18 protein-coding genes and 2 tRNA genes are annotated in these 17,652 nt (G+C 75.3%); 13 read left to right on the forward strand and 7 right to left on the reverse strand.

Annotated features, from left to right (window positions below; translation table 11 throughout):
- Positions 1-19 precede the first annotated feature (19 nt).
- Together FKM96_RS17165 and FKM96_RS17170 are read left to right on the forward strand one after the other, a co-directional pair.
- Positions 20-1,432 (forward strand): glutamate decarboxylase, encoded by a 1,413-nt coding sequence (locus tag FKM96_RS17165; protein ID WP_147796260.1) that lies wholly within the window; start codon positions 20-22, stop codon positions 1,430-1,432.
- Positions 1,429-2,232, forward strand: coding sequence for a hypothetical protein (locus tag FKM96_RS17170; protein ID WP_147796261.1), 804 nt, complete (start codon positions 1,429-1,431; stop codon positions 2,230-2,232). The genes FKM96_RS17165 and FKM96_RS17170 overlap by 4 nt, the downstream gene beginning before the upstream one ends.
- Here the strand turns inward: FKM96_RS17170 and FKM96_RS17175 are convergent.
- Positions 2,230-2,303: transfer RNA gene (locus tag FKM96_RS17175), tRNA-Ile, on the reverse strand. The two genes, FKM96_RS17170 and FKM96_RS17175, sit on opposite strands and share 3 nt — an antisense overlap.
- Positions 2,304-2,442: 139 nt before the next feature.
- On the opposite strand from FKM96_RS17175, the gene FKM96_RS17180 reads away from it, so the two are divergent.
- The 7 genes from FKM96_RS17180 to FKM96_RS17210 all read left to right on the forward strand — a co-directional run bounded on the left by FKM96_RS17180 (position 2,443) and on the right by FKM96_RS17210 (position 9,890).
- On the forward strand, positions 2,443-3,756 hold the full coding sequence (locus FKM96_RS17180; RefSeq protein ID WP_147796262.1) for a sugar ABC transporter substrate-binding protein: 1,314 nt from the start codon (positions 2,443-2,445) through the stop codon (positions 3,754-3,756).
- Positions 3,757-3,814: 58 nt separating this feature from the next.
- A complete protein-coding gene (locus FKM96_RS17185; protein WP_168217019.1) occupies positions 3,815-4,744 on the forward strand; it encodes a carbohydrate ABC transporter permease in 930 nt (309 codons plus the stop codon).
- Entirely contained in the window at positions 4,741-5,607 is an 867-nt protein-coding gene (locus FKM96_RS17190) for a carbohydrate ABC transporter permease (RefSeq protein ID WP_147796264.1), read from the forward strand. Before FKM96_RS17185 ends, FKM96_RS17190 begins: the two co-directional genes overlap by 4 nt.
- Before the next feature lie 86 nt (positions 5,608-5,693).
- Positions 5,694-8,015 carry a hypothetical protein gene (locus tag FKM96_RS17195; RefSeq protein ID WP_147796265.1) on the forward strand — a complete coding sequence of 774 codons (2,322 nt, stop codon included), beginning with the start codon at positions 5,694-5,696 and terminating at the stop codon, positions 8,013-8,015.
- A gap of 18 nt (positions 8,016-8,033) precedes the next feature.
- Positions 8,034-9,158 carry a LacI family DNA-binding transcriptional regulator gene (locus FKM96_RS17200; protein WP_371300445.1) on the forward strand — a complete coding sequence of 375 codons (1,125 nt, stop codon included), beginning with the start codon at positions 8,034-8,036 and terminating at the stop codon, positions 9,156-9,158.
- Between the two features lie 68 nt (positions 9,159-9,226).
- Entirely contained in the window at positions 9,227-9,742 is a 516-nt protein-coding gene (locus tag FKM96_RS17205; protein ID WP_147796266.1) for a hypothetical protein, read from the forward strand.
- A 75-nt stretch (positions 9,743-9,817) separates the two neighbouring features.
- Positions 9,818-9,890: transfer RNA gene (locus FKM96_RS17210), tRNA-Asn, on the forward strand.
- A 90-nt stretch (positions 9,891-9,980) separates the two neighbouring features.
- Here FKM96_RS17210 and FKM96_RS20825 read toward each other — a convergent pair.
- Positions 9,981-10,406: a GAF domain-containing protein gene (locus tag FKM96_RS20825; RefSeq protein ID WP_168217020.1), complete on the reverse strand. Its 426-nt coding sequence runs from the start codon at positions 10,404-10,406 to the stop codon at positions 9,981-9,983.
- Positions 10,407-10,655: 249 nt separating this feature from the next.
- Between FKM96_RS20825 and FKM96_RS17220 the strand changes: the two genes are divergently transcribed.
- Positions 10,656-11,132 (forward strand): ATP-binding protein, encoded by a 477-nt coding sequence (locus FKM96_RS17220; RefSeq protein ID WP_168217021.1) that lies wholly within the window; start codon positions 10,656-10,658, stop codon positions 11,130-11,132.
- 77 nt (positions 11,133-11,209) lie between these two features.
- Here FKM96_RS17220 and FKM96_RS17225 read toward each other — a convergent pair whose 3' ends face one another.
- A complete protein-coding gene (locus tag FKM96_RS17225; RefSeq protein ID WP_168217022.1) occupies positions 11,210-11,422 on the reverse strand; it encodes an ANTAR domain-containing protein in 213 nt (70 codons plus the stop codon).
- A gap of 77 nt (positions 11,423-11,499) precedes the next feature.
- Here FKM96_RS17225 and FKM96_RS17230 point away from each other — a divergent pair, with 77 nt between their 5' ends.
- Both FKM96_RS17230 and FKM96_RS20830 read left to right on the forward strand, forming a co-directional pair.
- Positions 11,500-12,378 (forward strand): SseB family protein, encoded by an 879-nt coding sequence (locus tag FKM96_RS17230; RefSeq protein ID WP_168217023.1) that lies wholly within the window; start codon positions 11,500-11,502, stop codon positions 12,376-12,378.
- Between the two features lie 104 nt (positions 12,379-12,482).
- Positions 12,483-12,620, forward strand: coding sequence for a hypothetical protein (locus FKM96_RS20830; protein ID WP_168217024.1), 138 nt, complete (start codon positions 12,483-12,485; stop codon positions 12,618-12,620).
- A gap of 15 nt (positions 12,621-12,635) precedes the next feature.
- On the opposite strand, the gene FKM96_RS17235 is transcribed toward FKM96_RS20830, so the two are convergent.
- On the reverse strand, positions 12,636-13,145 hold the full coding sequence (locus FKM96_RS17235; protein WP_147796270.1) for an ASCH domain-containing protein: 510 nt from the start codon (positions 13,143-13,145) through the stop codon (positions 12,636-12,638).
- Between the two features lie 178 nt (positions 13,146-13,323).
- On the opposite strand from FKM96_RS17235, the gene FKM96_RS17240 reads away from it, so the two are divergent.
- A complete protein-coding gene (locus tag FKM96_RS17240) occupies positions 13,324-13,896 on the forward strand; it encodes a hypothetical protein (RefSeq protein ID WP_147796271.1) in 573 nt (190 codons plus the stop codon).
- Between the two features lie 57 nt (positions 13,897-13,953).
- Here the strand turns inward: FKM96_RS17240 and efeB are convergent, their stop codons facing one another.
- The 3 genes from efeB to efeU all read right to left on the reverse strand — a co-directional run bounded on the left by efeB (position 13,954) and on the right by efeU (position 17,533).
- Positions 13,954-15,291 carry an iron uptake transporter deferrochelatase/peroxidase subunit gene (gene efeB, locus FKM96_RS17245; RefSeq protein WP_147796272.1) on the reverse strand — a complete coding sequence of 446 codons (1,338 nt, stop codon included), beginning with the start codon at positions 15,289-15,291 and terminating at the stop codon, positions 13,954-13,956.
- A 91-nt stretch (positions 15,292-15,382) separates the two neighbouring features.
- Positions 15,383-16,582: an iron uptake system protein EfeO gene (gene efeO, locus FKM96_RS17250; protein ID WP_147796273.1), complete on the reverse strand. Its 1,200-nt coding sequence runs from the start codon at positions 16,580-16,582 to the stop codon at positions 15,383-15,385.
- A 72-nt stretch (positions 16,583-16,654) separates the two neighbouring features.
- Complete coding sequence (efeU, locus tag FKM96_RS17255; RefSeq protein ID WP_147796274.1) at positions 16,655-17,533, reverse strand: iron uptake transporter permease EfeU; 879 nt, start codon at positions 17,531-17,533, stop codon at positions 16,655-16,657.
- Between the last annotated feature and the right edge of the window lie 119 nt (positions 17,534-17,652).

Genomic DNA, 17,652 nt, shown 5'->3' on the forward strand with positions numbered 1-17,652 from the left:
GACCGCGAGGGGCTGCCCCATGTCCAGCGACCGCCGCACCACCCCGCCGATCCACGGGCGGGCCAGCTTCCGCACGGCGATCGACCGCACCGAGTTCCCGGAGCATGGGCTCGACCCGGACGAGGTCTACGAGCTGCTGCACACCGGTCTCATGCTCGACGGGCGCGAGACGCTGAACCTCGCCTCGTTCGTGACGACGTGGATGGAGCCGCAGGCCGAGGCGCTGATCCACGACACGCTGCGCAAGAACCACATCGACCACGAGGAGTACCCGGTCGCCTCGCTCGTCGAGGAGGCCTGCGTGCACATGCTCGGCGACCTGTTCCACGCGCCCGACCCGGCGACGGTCGTCGGCGTCGCGACCATCGGGTCGTCCGAGGCGATCATGCTCGGCCTGCTGGCGCACAAGCGGGCGTGGCAGCACCGGCGGCAGGCCGCGGGGGAGCCCGCCGACCGGCCGAACGTCGTGTTCGGCGCCGAGACGCACGTCGTGTGGGACAAGTTCGCCAACTACTTCGACGTCGAGATGCGCAAGATCCCGATGCGCCCGGACCGGTACACGATCACCGCCGAGGACGTGGCGTCGCGGGTGGACGAGCGGACGATCGCGGTGGGCGCCGTGCTCGGCACCACGCACATCGGCGAGGCGGACCCGATCGCCGACATCGACGCCGCGCTGGTGCGGATCAAGGCCGACCGCGGCTGGGACGTCCCGCTGCACGTCGACGGCGCGAGCGGCGCGTTCATCGCGCCGTTCGCCGAGCCGGACCTGGCCTGGGACTTCCGGCTGGAGCAGGTCGCGTCGATCAACGCCTCGGGCCACAAGTACGGCCTCGTGTACCCGGGCGTCGGGTGGCTCGTGTTCCGCGACGCGTCCCGGCTGCCCGAGGACCTGGTGTTCAGCGTGAACTACCTCGGCGGCGCGCAGCCGACCTACACGTTCAACTTCTCCCGCGGCTCCGCGATGATCCAGGCGCAGATGTACAACTTCCTGCGGCTCGGACGCGACGGGTACACCGCGATCGTCGAGACGATGCTCGCCAACGCGCGCTACCTGAACGAGGCGCTGAAGGCCACGGGCCGGTTCGAGATCCTCAACCCGGGGCTGGCCGAGCCGGTCGTGACGTTCCGGCTGTCGGGAGACCCGGGGTACGACGTCTACCACCTGTCCGCGCGGCTCCGGGAGAACGGCTGGATCGTCCCCGCGTACAGCCTGCCGCCGGACGCCGAGGACGTGCACCTGATGCGCGTCGTCGTCCGGCTGGACCTCAGCCGGCTGATGATCGACCAGCTGCTGCGCGACCTCGACCTCGCGTGCACCGCGCTCGAGGCGGAGTCGCCGGTGCCGCGGGCGCACCACGCCCCGGACCTGTGGACCGCGCCCGCGCACGCGGCGGCGCGGAGCAAGGCGCGGACCGGCCTACGGCGGTGACCGGCGCGGGGCCGCCCGGGGACGCGGCGCGGGCGGTGCGCGCCGGGCGGCCGGTGCGCGCCCGGCGGCCGGCGGGAGCACCGCGGCCCAGCGCCGCGAGCGTCCGGCTCGGGCTGCTGTTCGGCCTCGGGTCGGTGTGCTTCGCCGTCGGGTCGCTGCCGCTGTACGCGGCGCGGGTCGCGCCCGCGGTGGCGGCGTGGACGTTCGTGGTCGGGTCGGTGCTGTTCACCTCGGCGGCGGCGTTCCAGGTCGCGGGGACGCCGCGGGACGACCGCCTCGACCGCGCGGCGGCGCTGGTGCAGCTGGTCGGCACGGTGTGCTTCAACGTCAGCACGTACGCGGCGACGCGGGACCTCGCGGCGCCGTCGGCCCGGCGCCTGGTGTGGGCGCCGGACGTGTACGGGTCGGTGTGCTTCCTCGTGGCGAGCGTCCTAGCTTGCGTGGCCGTGCGGCGAGCGGTGCGGCCGCGGGCGGTGCACGGCGTGCCGGGCTCCGTGCCGGGCTCCGTGCCGGGCACCGCGACGGGCGAGCGGGGCGCGCCGGCGGCGCCGGGCGCGCGGGTCGCGTGGCGGCGCGGGTCCGTCGACTGGTGGGTGGCGGCGCTGAACCTCGCCGGGTCGGTGGCGTTCGGCGCGGCGGCGGTCGCGGCGCGGTACGTCGCGGGCACCACCGAGGAGACGAACGTGGCGCTGGTGAACGCCGGGACGTGCGCGGGGGCGGTGTGCTTCCTCGCCGGCGCGGCGCTGCTGCCGGTGGGGTCGGTCCGCGAGCGGTCGCGCGCCCGCGGCGCTGCTGCGTAGGCCAGGTGGGGCTTGAACCCACGACCGACGGATTATGAGTCCGCTGCTCTGACCGGCTGAGCTACTGGCCCTCGTCGACCCCCGAGGCTACCAGCGGGCCCCGAGCGCCCTGACCTGCGGGTCCCCGGGTCGCGTTGACACCTCCGCGCGCCCCGCACTAGCGTCTGCGGAAACCGGTTGCGAAACACCGATCTAGCAAGGGAGCTAGCCATGTTCAGCACACCTCGGTGGTCCCGGGGCCTCACGGCGGCCGCGGTCCTCGGCACCGCGGGCCTGGCCCTGACCGCCTGCGCGCCGTCGGCGCCCGCCCCGTCGGGCGCGGGCTCCGGCGCGTCCGGCGACGCCACCAGCATCACCGTCGGCATGGAGGCCGGGTCCCCGCACGAGGCCTTCTACCGGGAGCTGGCGGCGGAGTTCACGGAGGAGACCGGCATCGACGTCGAGATCCTCGGCGTCCCGCACGACACCATGCACCAGCAGTTCCTCTCGGACGCGATCGCCGGCGGCGGCGCCTACGACGTCCTGACCGTCGACCAGCCGTGGATCGCCGAGTTCGCCGAGAACGGGTACCTGTCCCCGCTGGGAGACCGGCTCGAGGACGCGGACCGCGACGACTTCGTCGAGCACACGCTGGACACGGTGAGCTACGACGGCGAGCTCTACGGCCTGCCGTTCCTCGTGCACAACCTGGTCACGTACTACCGCCCGAGCCTGCTCGAGGCCGCCGGGCTCGACGGCCCGCCGACGACGTGGGAGGAGTACCGGGCGGCCGCGGCCGCGACGACGGATCCCGCCGCGGGCGTCTACGGGACGATGGTGCCGGGCAACCGGGACGGCGAGGTCGCGACCCGGTTCGAGAGCTACGTCCAGCAGACCGGCGGCGACATCGTCGACGAGGACGGCGCGCCCACCATCGACACCCCGGAGGCGCGCGACGCCTTCGACCTCATGACCGGGATCCAGTTCGAGGACCAGTCGAGCCCGCAGGGGCTGCACGACCTGTCCGCGATGCAGGGCCAGTTCCTCGAGGGCAAGGTCGCCATGATCTCCATCTGGCCGTACCTCTGGGCGCAGGCCTCCGACCCGGCGCAGTCGAAGATCGCCGACGACGTCGCGGTGGCCCTCAACCCGGGCGACCCGGACCAGGTCAGCACGACGTTCTCCTGGGGCTTCGGCGTCTCGGCGTCCTCGGACGCGCAGGACGCCGCGTGGCAGTGGGTGAGCTGGGCGACCAGCAGCGACGTCCTGGCGCGCAAGGCGATCGAGCAGCTGTCCCCGGCGCCCCGCACGTCGTCGATGGAGACGCTCGCCGCGTCCGACGAGCTGTCGCAGGCCGACCGCGACGCGCTGGCGGTGTTCTCCGAGTCCGTCGAGGCGAGCACCACGATGCCGATGACCCCGGCGTACGCGCAGTACCAGACGGCGATCGCGGAGGCCGTGTCCGCCGTCATGTCGCAGCAGCAGACGCCCGACGAGGCCCTCGCCGCGGCGCAGTCCGAGATGGAGCGGGCAGCTGGCCGCTGACCTGCGTGGTGGCGGCCGGCCGGGGACGCCCGCCCGCCACCACGCACCGGCCGGCCCCGTGGTCGCCGACCCCGGGACGCCCGGGCGCCGCGCCACGGTCCGCAGGGGCGGCCTGCTCGCCGGGCGCCGGCGCGCCGGCGTGCTGCTGACCCTCCCCGCCCTGCTCGCGCTCGCCGCGACCGCGCTGTACCCGCTGCTGTGGACCGTGTCCCTCAGCCTGCAGGAGTTCAGCGTGGCGGTCGGTGGGCCCGCGCCCTCGTTCGCGGGGCTCGACAACTACGCCCGGGTGCTCGGCTCGCCGGCCTTCTGGACGGCGCTCACGCAGACGCTGGGCTACGTCGTCACCACGCTCGTCGTCGAGCTGGCGATCGGCATCCCGATCGCCCTGCTCCTGCAACGCGAGACGCGCGGCCGCAAGGTGCTGCGCCTCGTGCTGGCCCTGCCGCTGATGATCGCGCCCGTCGTGGCGTCGATGGCGTGGAAGTTCCTGTTCTCGCCGGGCTACGGCCTGGTCAACGAGGGGCTCGCGCTCGTCGGGATCACCGGGCCCGCCTGGTTCGCCGACCCGTGGTTCGCGCGGACGACGATCCTGGTCACCAACGCCTGGCTCGCGGTGCCGTTCGTCGTGCTGGTGCTCCTCGCGGGCCTGGCCAACATCCCCGGCGAGCTCAAGGAGGCCGCCCGGACGGACGGCGCCTCGCCGTGGCAGACCTTCTGGCGGATCACGCTGCCGCTGCTGCGGCCCTCGATCCTCATCATCCTCGTGATCCGGCTCGCCGACGCCTTCCGGGTGTTCGACGCGGTGTACGTGATGACGGGCGGCGGTCCGGGCTCGTCGACGGAGGTGCTGAGCACCTTCCTGTACCGGCAGATGTTCACCGCCACCGACTTCGGCGGCGGGGCGGCCACATCGGTGCTGTTCGTGATCGTCATCGGCGTCACCGCCGGTGCGGTCTTCCTCTGGCTGCGCCCGCGAGGTGAGCGATGACCACCCTGACCCTGCCCGCCCGCGGGCCGCGGACCACCCGGCGGGTCGCCCGCGGCACCGCCACCGGGCTCGTCGCCGCGGCCGCGTCGTTCCTGTTCCTGCTGCCCGTCGTCTGGGTGGTCGCGACGTCGCTGAAGCCGGACGTCGAGATCTTCGCGATCCCGCCCACCGTGCTGCCGGAGTCCCCGACCACGACGCACTTCGCGTCGGTCCTCGGGAACGAGACCGTCCTGCAGTTCTTCCGGAACAGCCTGCTCGCGGCGGGCGGGGCGACGGCCGTCGGGCTGCTGCTCGGGGTGCCCGCCGCCTTCGGCTTCGCGAAGTTCCGCTACCGGTTCTCCGGCGTCCTGCTGGGGTCGGTGCTGGTCACCCGGATGTTCCCGCCCGTGGCGCTGGCGCTGCCGTTCTTCCTGCAGTTCCGCCAGCTCGGGCTGATCGACAGCCCGCTCGGCCTGGCGATCGCGTACCTGCCGATCGTGCTGCCGCTGATCATCTGGATGCTCGAGGGCTTCTTCCGCGAGCTCCCCGAGGAGCTGCTGGAGGCGGCGCGGCTGGACGGCGCCGGCACCCTCGGCACCATCGGGCGGATCGTGCTGCCGATCTCGACCCCCGCCGTCGCGGTCGCGGCCCTGTTCGGGTTCCTCGCGGCGTGGAACGAGCTCGTCATCGCCCTGTCGCTCACCCGGACCCCCGCCGCGCAGACCATGCCGGTCGGCATCTCCGGGTACATCACCCAGTTCCAGACGCTGTGGGGCGACATGACCGCGGCCGCGGTCGTCTACCTGCTGCCCGTCCTCGTCCTGACGCTGCTGTGCCAGCGGGGCATCATCTCCGGCCTCACCGCGGGCGCCACCAAGGGCTGAGCCGCCCGCCCGCCGCACGCACCCTCCCGCACCGCCCCCCGACGGCGCGCCCCCGAGCGCGCCCCGAGCACCACCAGGAGCACCCCGTGATCGAGATCCGCACCTCCGGCCCCGACGGCGCCCACGGCGTCGAGCTCTGGTCCGCCCCGGACGCCGGCGCCGAGCGCCTGCTCGCGAGCCCCGCGCCCGCCGTCGTCGAGGTCCACACCGGCGACCCGGCCGACTGGCGGGGGGAGCGCGTGCCCGCGCCCTACGCCGAGGTCGTCCGCGACGGCGACGCCCTGCTCGCCACCGCCCGGGCCCGGACCGCCGCCGGCGAGGTCGTGGTCGTGGACCGCTGGGCGCCCGAGGGCGACGGCGTCCGCGTCGACCGCCGGGTGCGGGTGCCCGCTCCGGTGCCCGGGACCGCGGTGCGCGCCGTCCTCGACCTCGACGTGGTCGGTACCGGGTTCGACGAGCGGGCCCAGGTGTTCGCGCCGCCCGCGCTGTACGACCTGAACGACGTCGACGGCGACGGCGTCGAGGACTACCTCGACACCCGCGAGCTCGTGTTCCGGGACGACCGGCTCACCGGCCTCGCCGTTCTCGCGTACGCCCCGGGCCGGGGGCTCGGGGTCTGGCTGTCCCGCCAGGACGTCCCGGCGCACGACGACGCCCCGGACCGCGCCCGCGGTCAGCAGGCCTTCGCTCAGCGCACGGACATCGGCTCGCTCGGCCTGCTGGACCGGCCCGGCGGCTGGTCGCTGTCGGCGGCGTACCCCTTCGTGGAGCGGGCGCGCTCGCACGCGCTGACGGCCCGGGACCGGGAGCCGTGGGGCGCGTTCTGGCCCGTCGACGACGCCACCGACCTCACCGTGTCCTACGGCGTCGGCGTGGTGCGCGGCGCGACGGCGACCGACGCGCTGTGGCACCTCTGGGGTGCCCGGGTGGCGCACCTGCGGCCGAGGCGCGTCGAGCTGCCGGTGCCCGTCGAGGACCTCACCGCCCTGCGCCTCGACGCGCTGCTGCCGTACTACCGGGAGAACGCCACGACGGCGGGGTTCGTGACGAACTGCCACCCGCAGGACGGGCGCCAGCTCGGCGACGTGCTGCAGTACGGCTTCACGGGGCAGACCGTGCTCAACGCCCTGCACGTGCTGAACCACGCCCCCCAGATCGCGGACCCGGCGGCGCGCGACAAGGCGCTGCGGGCGGTCGAGAGCTTCGTCCGGCGGGCCGGTGGCTCGCCGCTGGGCCTGGTGCACACGCTCTACGACTTCGACTCCGAGCGGGACGCGAGCTGGTGGAGCGGGCTGCTGCTGCCGCTGGCGTACGCGGAGGAGGGTGCCGACCTGCGGGACCTCATGGGCCCGGTGCTGGAGCACATGGCCTACGCGGTGGACGCGCTGTCGGGCGCGCCGGACGGCACGTACCTGCGGTGCGTCGCCGAGGAGCACCACGCCCTGCTCCGCGCCTACGCCGCGGAGCGCGAACGCGGCACGGTGCACGAGGAGTGGCTCGCGGTCGCGCGGTCCTTCGGGGAGTTCCTGCTCGGGGCGCAGGAGGAGGACGGGTCCTGGCGCCGCGCCTACGCCTTCGACGGGTCGGCGCTCGTCGAGCCGCGCGCGTGGTTCGGCCGGGCGGAGCTCAACCAGAAGTCGTCGACCGCGACCGCGGTGCCGTTCCTCCACGAGCTCTTCCAGGCGACCGGCGACCCGCGCTGGCGGGACGCCGCGGTGCGCGCGGCCGGGTTCGTCGCCGAGCACTTCGTCCGGGGGCTCAAGTTCAACGGCGGCATCCACGACTCGATCTACGCCCGGGCCCAGCTCGTCGACTCCGAGAGCATCCTGTTCTCGCTGCGGGCCTGCCTCGCCGCCGCCGAGCTCACCGGCGACGACGACCTGCGCGCGGCCGCGGTGGACGCGGCGCGCGTGCTGGCCACCTGGGTCTACCTCTGGGACGTGCCGCTGCCGCCCGGGAGCACGATGGCCGGGTACGGGTTCCGCAGCACCGGCTGGAGCGCCTGCGACACCGCGGGCGCCGGCTACATCCACCCGTACGAGCTGCACGCCGTGCCCGACCTGTTCGAGGCCGCCCTGATCGGCGACGACGACGTGCTCGCCGAGGTCGCGGACCTGGTGCTGCACGGCTCGAACGAGACCGTCGCCACCCCCGGGCGCGACTGGGGGTACGCCCGGCCCGGGCTCCAGGAGGAGGGGCTGCTGGTCAGCTGGTGGCTGATCGACGACCCGATGTTCGTGGACACCGGCTTCGGCGGTCGCGGCAAGGGCGAGGGCAACAAGACCTGCCTGCCGTGGATCTCGGCCGTCGGCATCGACGCCACCGACGAGGTCCTGCGGCGCTTCGGCACCACCGACCTGCGGACGTGCTGGCAGGACCGCCGTCGCGCCGCCGTCGCGTCCCGCTAGGGTCGGCGGACACAGGTGGTGGACGTCACGACCGCCCCGCCCGGGTCGACCGGGCGGGGCGGCGACGCCGGGGACGACGGGAGCGCGCGGGCGATGGGTCGGGAGAGCGGCGACGTCGTGCAGCAGCGCCCGGCCGCCCGCGCCACGCTCGCGGACGTCGCGCGGCGTGCCGGGGTGTCGAAGGGCACCGCGTCCAAGGCGCTCAACGGGCGCGGCGAGATCCGGCCCGAGACGCGTCAGCGCGTGCTGGAGGCGGCCGACGCGCTGTCGTTCACGCCGTCGGTGCTCGCCCAGAACCTCGCCAACGGCCGCACCGGCACCGTCGGGGTCCTGACCAACGACCTCGAGGGCCGGTTCGTCATCCCGATCCTCATGGGCGCGGAGGACGCGCTCGGGGCCGGCCGCATCTCGGTGATCCTCACCGACGCGCGCGGGGACGCCATCCGCGAGCAGCAGCAGCTGCGCACCCTGCTCGAGCGGCAGATCGACGGGCTGATCGTCGTCGGCGGCCCGCGCACGGACCCGCGCCCCTCGCTCGGGCAGGACCTCCCGGTGCCGGTGGTCTACGCCTACGCACCCTCCGAGGACCCGCAGGACCTGTCGCTGGCCGCCGACAACGTCCAGGCCGGCCGCATCGCCGCCGAGCACCTCTGGGACCTCGGCCGCCGCCGGATCGCCTACGTCGGCGGCGATCCCACGTACGCCGCGTCCCGGGAGCGCGAGGCGGGCGCGGCGGCAGCGCTCGCGGAGCACGGCGCGACCCTGCTCGGCACGGGCTCCGGCTCCGGGAACTGGAGCGAGCGCTGGGGCCGCGCGGCGACCACGCGCCTGCTCTCGCAGCACCCCGACCTGGACGCGGTCGTCGCCGCGTCGGACCAGCTCGCGCGCGCCGCGCTCGACATCCTGCGGGACCACGGCCGCCGGGTGCCGGAGGACGTGGCGGTGGTGGGCCACGACAACTGGTCGCTCGTCGTGACCAACACCCGGCCGGAGCTGACCAGCGTCGACACCCGGCTCGAGCTCCTCGGGCGGACCGCCGCCAGCCGGCTGTTCGCCGCGCTCTCGGGGGACGAGCTGGGGGCCGGGGTGGAGCTGCTGCCGGTCGAGCTCGCGGTGCGCGGCTCGACCGTCGCGGACGGCTGAGCCGCGGCGGTACGGGCGCCGGTGGGTCCGGGGTCCGGTCGCCCGGGATCCGGCTACGGTGGGTCACCGTGCCGCTCTTCTCCCGCCGCCACGCCCTGCCCGACGACGTGCGCCGCGCCCTCGACCTCCCGGCGGGCGACCGGGTGCTCGCCGTCGCCGCGTCGGGCGACCGGTGGCTCGCCGCCACCCGGCAGGCGCTCTACGTCGCCGGCGGGCCTGCCGACGCGCCGGTGCGCCGGCACCCGTGGTCGGACGTCGACCGGGCATCGTTCGCGCCCGAGCCGCCCGCCATCACCGTGCACTGGGTGACCGGTTCGGTCGAGGTGCTGCCGCTGGACCCGCCCGTGCCGGTCGCGTTCGCGCAGACCCTGCGGGAGCGGGTGCAGTCCTCGGTCGTGCACGTCGAGACCGTCACCGTGCCGGGCGCCGGGCCGGTCCGGGTCGCGCTGCGCCGCGGGGACGGCGGGGAGCTGTTCACGCAGGTCATCGGCACGGGGCGCGTCGACCTCGCCGACCCGGGCGTGGCCGCACTGCTCGACGCCGCGGAGGCCCGGGTGCGCGCGGCGGCCGGCCTGCGCGCGTGATCCCGGCGGTGACCGGGACCACGCGGGACGTGTCAGGAGCAGCCCCGGAGGGCTGCTAGAGTTCTTCCCGCACGATCCCTCGTAGCTCAATTGGCAGAGCATCCGACTGTTAATCGGACGGTTACTGGTTCGAGTCCAGTCGAGGGAGCAACCACGACGGCCCGCCCCCTGCATCGCGCAGGAGGTGGGCCGTTCGCGTGCCCGGGGTGCGGGTGCGCACCAGGGCCGGGCGATGTCGTCACGTGCCCTGCTCGCGCAGCGTCGTCGCCAGCTCCTGGACGTACAGGTCGATCCGGATGACCTCGTCGCGCGTCCACGCGGCGGGCAGACGGCTGTAGGCGTTCAGCGCGACGGTGGTGACCTCGTCGACGTATCCCGGCAGTGCGACGAAGGAGCGGTAGCCGTGGACCCGTGCGCGCCGGTTCCACCGGGGCCAGCGCCTGTCGACGTCGAGATCGTCCACGACCACGCTGCTCAGCTGTCGGATCGCCTCGAGGCAGGGGCCGGCCCCGTCGTCCACCTCGAGCTGGTCGCACGCCGCGGCGGCGGGATCGCTGCTCGCGACCTGGTCGAACCGGTCGCCGGTGCGCAGGATGACGCTGCAGGCGGGGACCCCGGTCCGTGAGGGTGCCGCAACGGCGAACGCGTCGAGGATCTCGTGCACGATCTCACCGGCTCTCGGGCGCGACCCGCGCCACGGCCGGCGAGGGAACGCCCCGGTGGGCGCCTGGTCGACTCCGACCTCGCCAGTGTGGCACGGACCGGGCCGAGAACCGATGGCCGCGCGACAGGACGGATCGAACCGGGCGTGCGATGCTGGAGCTGTACCGTCGCCAGCCTCGACGACTCCCGGCGGTCGCGCCTCGGTCCGGATCGGGCATCGCAGCGCGCGCCGGGACACAAGGGGTCACCGTTGAGCAGCGACGCATACGAGGTGCACGTCCTGCTGCAGGACCTCGACGGCGGACGCCCGCGGTGGTGGCGCGAGCGTTCCGGGGCCGGGCCGCCGAGGACGGTCCTGGAGCTGCACGTCCCCCCGCGCCGCGGTGCGGTGTGGATCGCCCGGCACTGGGCGAGCGACCGAGCCCGCGAGTCGGGGGTCCCCGACGGGTCCCTGCCCGACATCGAGCTGCTGACGAGCGAGCTCGTCGCCAACGCGATCGTCCACGGGACCGGGGGCGAGGTCGAGGTGCGGTTCAGCGTCGACGGCGACTGCGTCCGGGTCGAGGTCTCGGACACCAGCGCCGGCCGGCCGCGGGTCCGGCCCCCGGACCCGGGCACGCCCGGTGGGCAGGGGCTGCGGCTGGTGTCGATGCTCGCGACCGAGTGGGGCCACGGCCGCCGCACCGGCCGGACCGGCAACACCGTGTGGTTCACCATCTCGATCTGACCGCCCGACGGTCGGGCGGGCGAGACGCTCAGCCGCCGGCGGCACCGACGTCCACCGCGACCGACGGGTCCGCTGCCCTACAGCTCGCGCAGCACCCGCAGCGCCTCGGCGTGCACCGTGACGTCCCGCTCGATCGAGCCGACGACGAGCACGCGCATCGCCGCCCAGTAGTCGCACCGGTCGGTCTCCATCAGGACGCAGATCGCACGGTCGACGGTCGAGCGGTGGTCGAGCAGTGCGCTCAACGCCTCCCGGTCCTCGGCACCCTCGTCGCCTCGATGCTGACGCACAGGGCGAACGTACCGCGCGATCCCGACGGGCGGTCGGAGCTCCGGTACGTGCTCCGAGCGGGCCTAGGGTGTGCGCCGTGGGACTGTTCAGCCGCAGGTCGCGAGAGCACGAGCCGGTCCAGCCGGGGGCCGGTGCGTCGCCCGGCCAGGAGCCGCCGTCGGCGCCTGCAGCCGCACCGCCCGCCGCCGAGCCCGGCTCCGGCGTGCGCCACGACCGTGTCCGCGAGGCGCTCGGCACCTGGGCGGAGCGCAAGGACGCCCGGACGTTCGCCGACGTGCTCCGCCGCGCGGTGTCCGGCGAGCTCCTGCTCGACGTCACCGACTCCCGGCTCGCCGACCCCGCCCGGGGGTTCCAGCAGGGCGACACGCTGGCGATCGCGTCGACCCGGGACAACGCCGGCGCCGACCTGCTCGTCGCGTTCACCGGTCACGACGAGCTGCAGCGGATGCGGCAGGCGGCAGGGCGGTCGCTCGTGCAGCCCGCCGCGGCGGTGCTGGCGCAGGCGGTGCGCGACCACCAGGGCATCGTGATCGACGGCCGCGCGCCGGGCGCGTTCATCGCGTACGCGGCGGAGATCCGGCAGCACCTCACCGAGGAGCCCGAGGCGGTCGCCCGGCTGACCGAGGCGACGACGACGCGGTCGCTGCCGTTCGCGCAGTACGTCGAGGCGCTGGCGGCGGGGCCGCTGTTCGTCCCCGTCGCGGCCGGGGCCGAGGACGGGTCCGACGGGTCCGACGGGCCTGCCGGGCCCGCCGCCACCGGTCCGGACGGCGGCGCGTACACCGTGGTGGGGACGTCGCCCGCGGAGGTGTGGGCGTGGCGGCCCGGCGGGGAGGTCCGGCGGGTCGGCCTGGGGGAGGTCGCCGCGGCGACGCTCGCCGCGGCGCGGGCCGGGATCGTGGTCAACCCCGCCGGCCCGCCGGTCGTGGTCCCGGCCGCCGCGCTCCCGCGCTGACGGGCGCGGACACGCCCGCGGGACCAACGGCCCGCCGTCGTCGCGCCCGCCGTCTGGCAAGATGCCCCGGTTCGTCTGAATCGCCGCAGCAGGAAGTCAGGGTCATGCGCAGGATCGCCGTCGCCGGCATCGTGGGAGTCGTCGCACTCGGTCTCGTCGGGTGCGGGGAGCTCTCGGTCCACCGGACCGGGTCGCCCGACGCCCAGGAGATCGCCGAGGCCCGGGCGGCGCAGAGCGAGTAGCGCCGGCGTGCCGGGTCAGTCCGCCGCCTCCGGCGGCCACACCACCCGGAACCGCTCCAGCACGATCTCGTCCTGCTCGCTCCACACCGCGCCGCGCGCCGCGCAGGTGCGCTCCCAGTAGATCCGGTGCTGCTCCCGCCAGCTGCGCAGGCTGCGGTCGTCCTCGCCCTCGTCGAACGCGAAGTCGGCGTCGACCTCCCGGAACGGGGCGATCCGCAGCTCGGTCGTCCGCAGCACCAGCTGCGGCCTGCCCCGGCCGTCGCACGCCACCCAGTGCGCGCCGATGCGGGGGAGCGCCTCGCCGCGGTACGCGAACTCGGCCACGAGCTCGGCGGTCGCGCGCTTGGTGCCGTACCGGACGATGCCGAGGAGCTCGTCGCTCAGCTCGACGGAGTCGCCGAACCGGTCGACGACGTACTCGTCGCCGGCGGCGACCGCCTCGGGGTGGGCGGAGACGTAGGCGCTCCAGAGCGCGGCGGCCGCGTCGGTGTCGAGCGGGCCGGGCGGGGTGCGGTGGCTGGTCACCCGGACATCCTGCCGCCCGGCGCGCTCGACGCCGAGCGGATACGGGACGCGTCGAGCGCCTACCCACGGGATAGGCGCTCGACGTGTCGGGTAGGCGCTCGGCGGCGTCCGGCGGCCGGCGGGGCCAGCGAGACCGCGGCGTGCCGTGGGCGGGTCCGCCCCCCGCTACCGTGGCGGCATGGCGATCATCCACCGGGCCACCCTCGTCCCGACCAAGGCCGAGCTCATCGCCGCCTGGCTCCCCGCGCAGCCGTGGTGCGGCGGCGCGGCCGCCGAGGTGGTGCCGGTGGGCGCGTACCGGTTCGACGACCCCGAGGGCGAGGTCGGCATCGAGTCGCACCTGGTCGAGGCCGGCGGCCGGCTGCTGCACGTCCCGCTGACCTACCGCGGGGCCCCGCTGCCGGACGCCGAGGAGTGGCTGGTCGGCACGATGGAGCACTCGGTGCTCGGCACCCGCTGGGTGTACGACGGCCCCGGTGACCCCGTCTACCGGGACGAGCTCGCCCGGGTGGTCCGCGAGGCCGACACCCAGGTGCGGATGTGGGTCGAGACGCCCGACGGCCGGGAGGAGCGCGAGCCGACGGTGCGGGTCCGGGGGAGCGGCGCCGCCGACGCGGACGCGACGGACGCGACCCCGGAGGTCGTCGTCGTGCGCGAGCCCCGCCCGGGCCTCACCGCGCCGACGGCCCGGACGCTCGTCGGCACGTGGGCGGGCCAGGACGAGCCGGTCGTGCTGGCGTACCTCGCCTGACCCGCGACCTCCGGTCGCCCCGCGTGAGGTCGGCACGACCTCACGCGGGGCCCGCGGCTACGCGAACAGCGCCTGACCCACGAACGGCCCGTCGTCGGCGAGCGCCGGCGTCCCGTCCGGCCCGGTCGGCAGCGTCCCGTCGGTCACGCCCGGCGGCACGGCGTACAGCCCCGAGCCGGTGTGCACGAGGTACTCCATCAGCCCGTCCTGGGACGACAGCCGGGTCTGCATCGGCACGAAGTGCGTGCGCGGGTCGACGACGAACGCGAGGAAGAACAGCCCCGCGTCCAGCCGGCCGAGCGCGTCGTTGCCGTCGGTGAAGTTGTACCCGCGGCGCAGCATCCGGACGCCGTCGTTCTGGGTCGGGTGCGCGAGGCGGACGTGCGAGTCGAGCGCGACGAGCGGCTTGCCGTCGCCGCCGGTGGCGTCGAGGTCGGGCTCGGTGAACTCGGTGCCGCCGGACAGCGGCGCGCCCTCGCCCTTGTTCCGCCCGACCAGGGCCTCCTGCTCGCGCAGCGACGACCGGTCCCAGGTCTCGATGTGCATCCGGATCCGGCGCGCGACGAGGTACGTGCCGCCGGTGAGCCAGGCCGCGTCGCTGCCGCCCTCGGTCGCCGCGGCCGCGGGCACCCACACGTGCGCCTCGACGTCGGCGGTCTCCTCGGCCTTGAGGTTGGCGGTGCCGTCCTTGAAACCGAACAGGTTCCGGGGCGTCTTCTGCGCGGTGCTGGTGGAGGAGGTCCGGCCGTAGCCGAGCTGGGTCCACCGGATGCGGGCGGTGCCGAACGCGGCGCGCGACAGGTTCCGCACGGCGTGCACGGCGACCTGGGGGTCGTCGGCGCAGGCCTGGACGACGAGGTCGCCGTCGCTGCGGGCGGGGTCGAGGTCGTCGCCGGCGAAGTGCGGCAGCTCGACCAGGCCCGGCGGCAGCCGCCCCCCGAGCCCGAACCGGTCGGCCTCGGCGCCGGGCGCCCCGACGAACAGCGACCGCCCGAAGCCGAACGTGATCGTGAGCCCCGCGGCGGGCAGGTCGGCGGCCTCGCCGGTGTCGTCCGGCGGCGCGTCGTAGGGCCCGGAGGCGGGGGCGAACTGCCCGGCGGGCAGGCCCTGCGTCATCCGGGCGGCCATCACGGTCCACCGGCGCAGCAGGTCGACGAGCGCGTCCCGGTCCGTGGTCGTCACGTCGAACGCGGCGAGGTAGAGCCGGTCCTGCGCCGGGGTGACGATCCCCGCCTGGTGCGCGCCGGTGAACGGGTAGGTGCGGTCGGCGCCGGACGGCGACGCGGCGGGCGCGGGGGACCGGGCGGCGTCCACCGCGACGGCTCCCGCGGCCCCGGCGGCGGCCGCGCCCGCGACGAGGCCGCCGCCGAGCCCGAGCAGCGCGCGGCGGGACATCCCGCGCCGGGCACCCGCGCCGTCCCCGGGCGCGACCTCCCCGGGCGCGGCGTCCCCCGCCGCGCCCGGGACCCGGTCCTGCGCGTCCGTGTCAGGCCCCCGTCACGGTCGTGGTCAGCCGGGACAGCGGCTCGGACAGCGCGTCCACCGCGGCGGCCAGCTCCGTGACCTGCGCGTCGGTGAGGTCGGTGTACGGGGCGAAGCCCGCCTCGACGGACCCCTGCGCGGCGAGCAGCGCCTCGAGGTCGGTGAACCGCTGGTCGAGGTCGGCGGCCAGGTCGGGGTCCTGCTCGGTGACGACGTCCTGGAGCACCTCGTACGCGACCCGGGCGCCGTCGACGTTGGCCTGGAAGTCCCAGAGGTCCGTGTGCGACCAGATCTCCTCCTCGCCGGTGACCTTGCCGGTGGCGACCTCGTCGAGCAGGCCCTTGGCGCCGTTGGCGATCTGGAAGGCCTCGAAGGTGAAGCCGTCGGCGGTGACCTGGTCGACGAGCTTCTGGGTGTTCGCGACGAGGTCGTCCGCGGCGGCGGCGCGCTCGTCGGCGGTCAGCGGCACGTAGGTCGCACCGCCGTTCGCGTCGGGGGCGGGCTGCCACAGGTCCTTCTCGATCAGGTGCCAGCCGGTCCAGGCCTGGCCGTCCTCGAGGTCGGCCTCGCGCAGGTCGAGGGCGGGGTCGAGGTCACCGAACGACTCGGCCACCGGCTCGACGCGCTCCCAGTGCACCCGGGTCGCGGCGTACAGGTCGCGCGCCCGGTCGTCGTCGCCCGCGGCGTACGCGTCGGCGAACTCCTGGGTCCCGGCGATCAGCGAGCCGACCTGGTCCTTCACGTACGCGACGTAGGACGTCTCGGCGGCGGCCAGCTGGTCGGCGGTGTCGCCCGTCGGGCCGACGTCCTGGCCGGAGTCGGTGACGGTGAACGCGGCGCGGATGCCGTCGCCGACCATGCCGGGCTTGCACGCCGTGTAGTAGTCGCCGGGCGCGGCCTGGACGACGAGGTCGCGGGAGATGCCGGGGCCGATGTTCTCGATCTCGGACACGATCCGCAGCCCGTCGTCGGCCAGCAGGTAGAACTCGGTGACGTCGCTGCCGTCGTTCGTGACGGAGAAGGTCAGGGTGCCGCTGGGAGCGCTGTCGGCGGAGACCTCGCAGGCGTCGGCGGTCGAGCTCACGGTCAGCGCGCCGGGTGCGTCGCTGCTCGCAGTGCCGCCGGCGGGGTCGTTCGGGACGCACGCCGCGAGCAGCGGCAGCAGGGCGACCGCGGCGGCGGCGCTCCAGGAGGTGCGGGACATCGGGGCTCCTTCTCGGGGCACGGGTCGACGAGCCGGGGCGGCGGCGGGGGCGCCGCGCGCGGTGCTCGGGGGTCAGGCGGCAGGCAGGGGGGAGGTCGTGCTCGGCGCCGGCGCGGCGGGGCGCGCGGGCGGGCGGCGGAAGGCGGTCCGCACGAAGAACGTCATGGTCGGGACCACGTAGGCGGTCCACGCGATCGCCTGGAGCCAGGTGGTCGCGGGCGTGAAGTTCAGGACGCCCTTGAGGAGCGTGCCGTACCAGCTGGTCGGCGGGACGGCGGCCGAGACGTCGAACGCCAGGCTGTGCAGGCCGGGCAGGATGCCGGCCTCCTGCAGGTCGTGGACGCCGTACGACAGCACCCCGGCGGCGACGAGCACGAGGAACGCGCCGGTCCACGCGAAGAACTTCTGCAGGTCCAGCCGCATGACGCCGCGGTAGAGCGCCCACGCGACGAGCACCGCGGTGGCGAGGCCGAGCGCGGCGCCCAGCAGGGGGGCGCCGGTGCCGCCGCGGGCGCCGGTGCTCGCGGTCGCCTGGGCGCTCGCCCACAGGAACAGCGCGGTCTCCAGGCCCTCGCGGCCGACGGCGAGGCAGGCCATCACGACGACGGCCCGGCGGCCGGCCGCGGCGGCGTCGTCCAGCCGGTGCTGCAGGTCGCCCTTGAGGTGCCGGGCGGTGCGCGCCATCCAGAAGATCATCCAGGTCACGAGCCCGACGGCGACGATCGACAGCGAGCCGCCGATCGCCTCCTGCGCGGTGAACGACAGCCCCTGCGGCCCGAAGGTCAGCAGCGCGCCGAACCCGAGGGACACCGCGACGGCCACGCCCACCCCGGCCCACAGCGCGGGCAGCAGGTCGCGGCGCGCGGTGCGCACCAGGTAGGCGATGAGGATGCTGACGACGAGGGCGGCCTCGAGGCCCTCACGCAGGCCGATCAGGTAGTTCGCGACCATCGGGCGGCTCCGACGCGGGTGGTGGTGGACGGCACGGGGGTGCCCCGCCGGCGGGGCGCCGCGAGGGGCTCCGCCGGTAAGGCGAGGCGAACCTTACTCGCGCCGCCGGGTGCCGCGGA

It is taken from the genome of Cellulomonas sp. Y8 (assembly GCF_008033115.1).
In the GTDB taxonomy this organism is placed as follows: Bacteria; Actinomycetota; Actinomycetes; order Actinomycetales; family Cellulomonadaceae; genus Cellulomonas.

Excerpts from the sequence above, each read along its gene's own strand:
- FKM96_RS17180 (WP_147796262.1), top strand. The coding sequence starts at position 2,443 with ATGTTCAGCACACCTCGGTGGTCCCGGGGCCTCACGGCGGCCGCGGTC.
- efeB (WP_147796272.1), bottom strand. The coding sequence starts at position 15,291 with ATGTCCCGCCGCGCGCTGCTCGGGCTCGGCGGCGGCCTCGTCGCGGGC.
- FKM96_RS17165 (WP_147796260.1), top strand. The coding sequence starts at position 20 with ATGTCCAGCGACCGCCGCACCACCCCGCCGATCCACGGGCGGGCCAGC.
- FKM96_RS17190 (WP_147796264.1), top strand. The coding sequence starts at position 4,741 with ATGACCACCCTGACCCTGCCCGCCCGCGGGCCGCGGACCACCCGGCGG.
- efeO (WP_147796273.1), bottom strand. The coding sequence starts at position 16,582 with ATGTCCCGCACCTCCTGGAGCGCCGCCGCCGCGGTCGCCCTGCTGCCG.
- efeU (WP_147796274.1), bottom strand. The coding sequence starts at position 17,533 with ATGGTCGCGAACTACCTGATCGGCCTGCGTGAGGGCCTCGAGGCCGCC.
- FKM96_RS20830 (WP_168217024.1), top strand. The coding sequence starts at position 12,483 with ATGCGCAGGATCGCCGTCGCCGGCATCGTGGGAGTCGTCGCACTCGGT.
- FKM96_RS17240 (WP_147796271.1), top strand. The coding sequence starts at position 13,324 with ATGGCGATCATCCACCGGGCCACCCTCGTCCCGACCAAGGCCGAGCTC.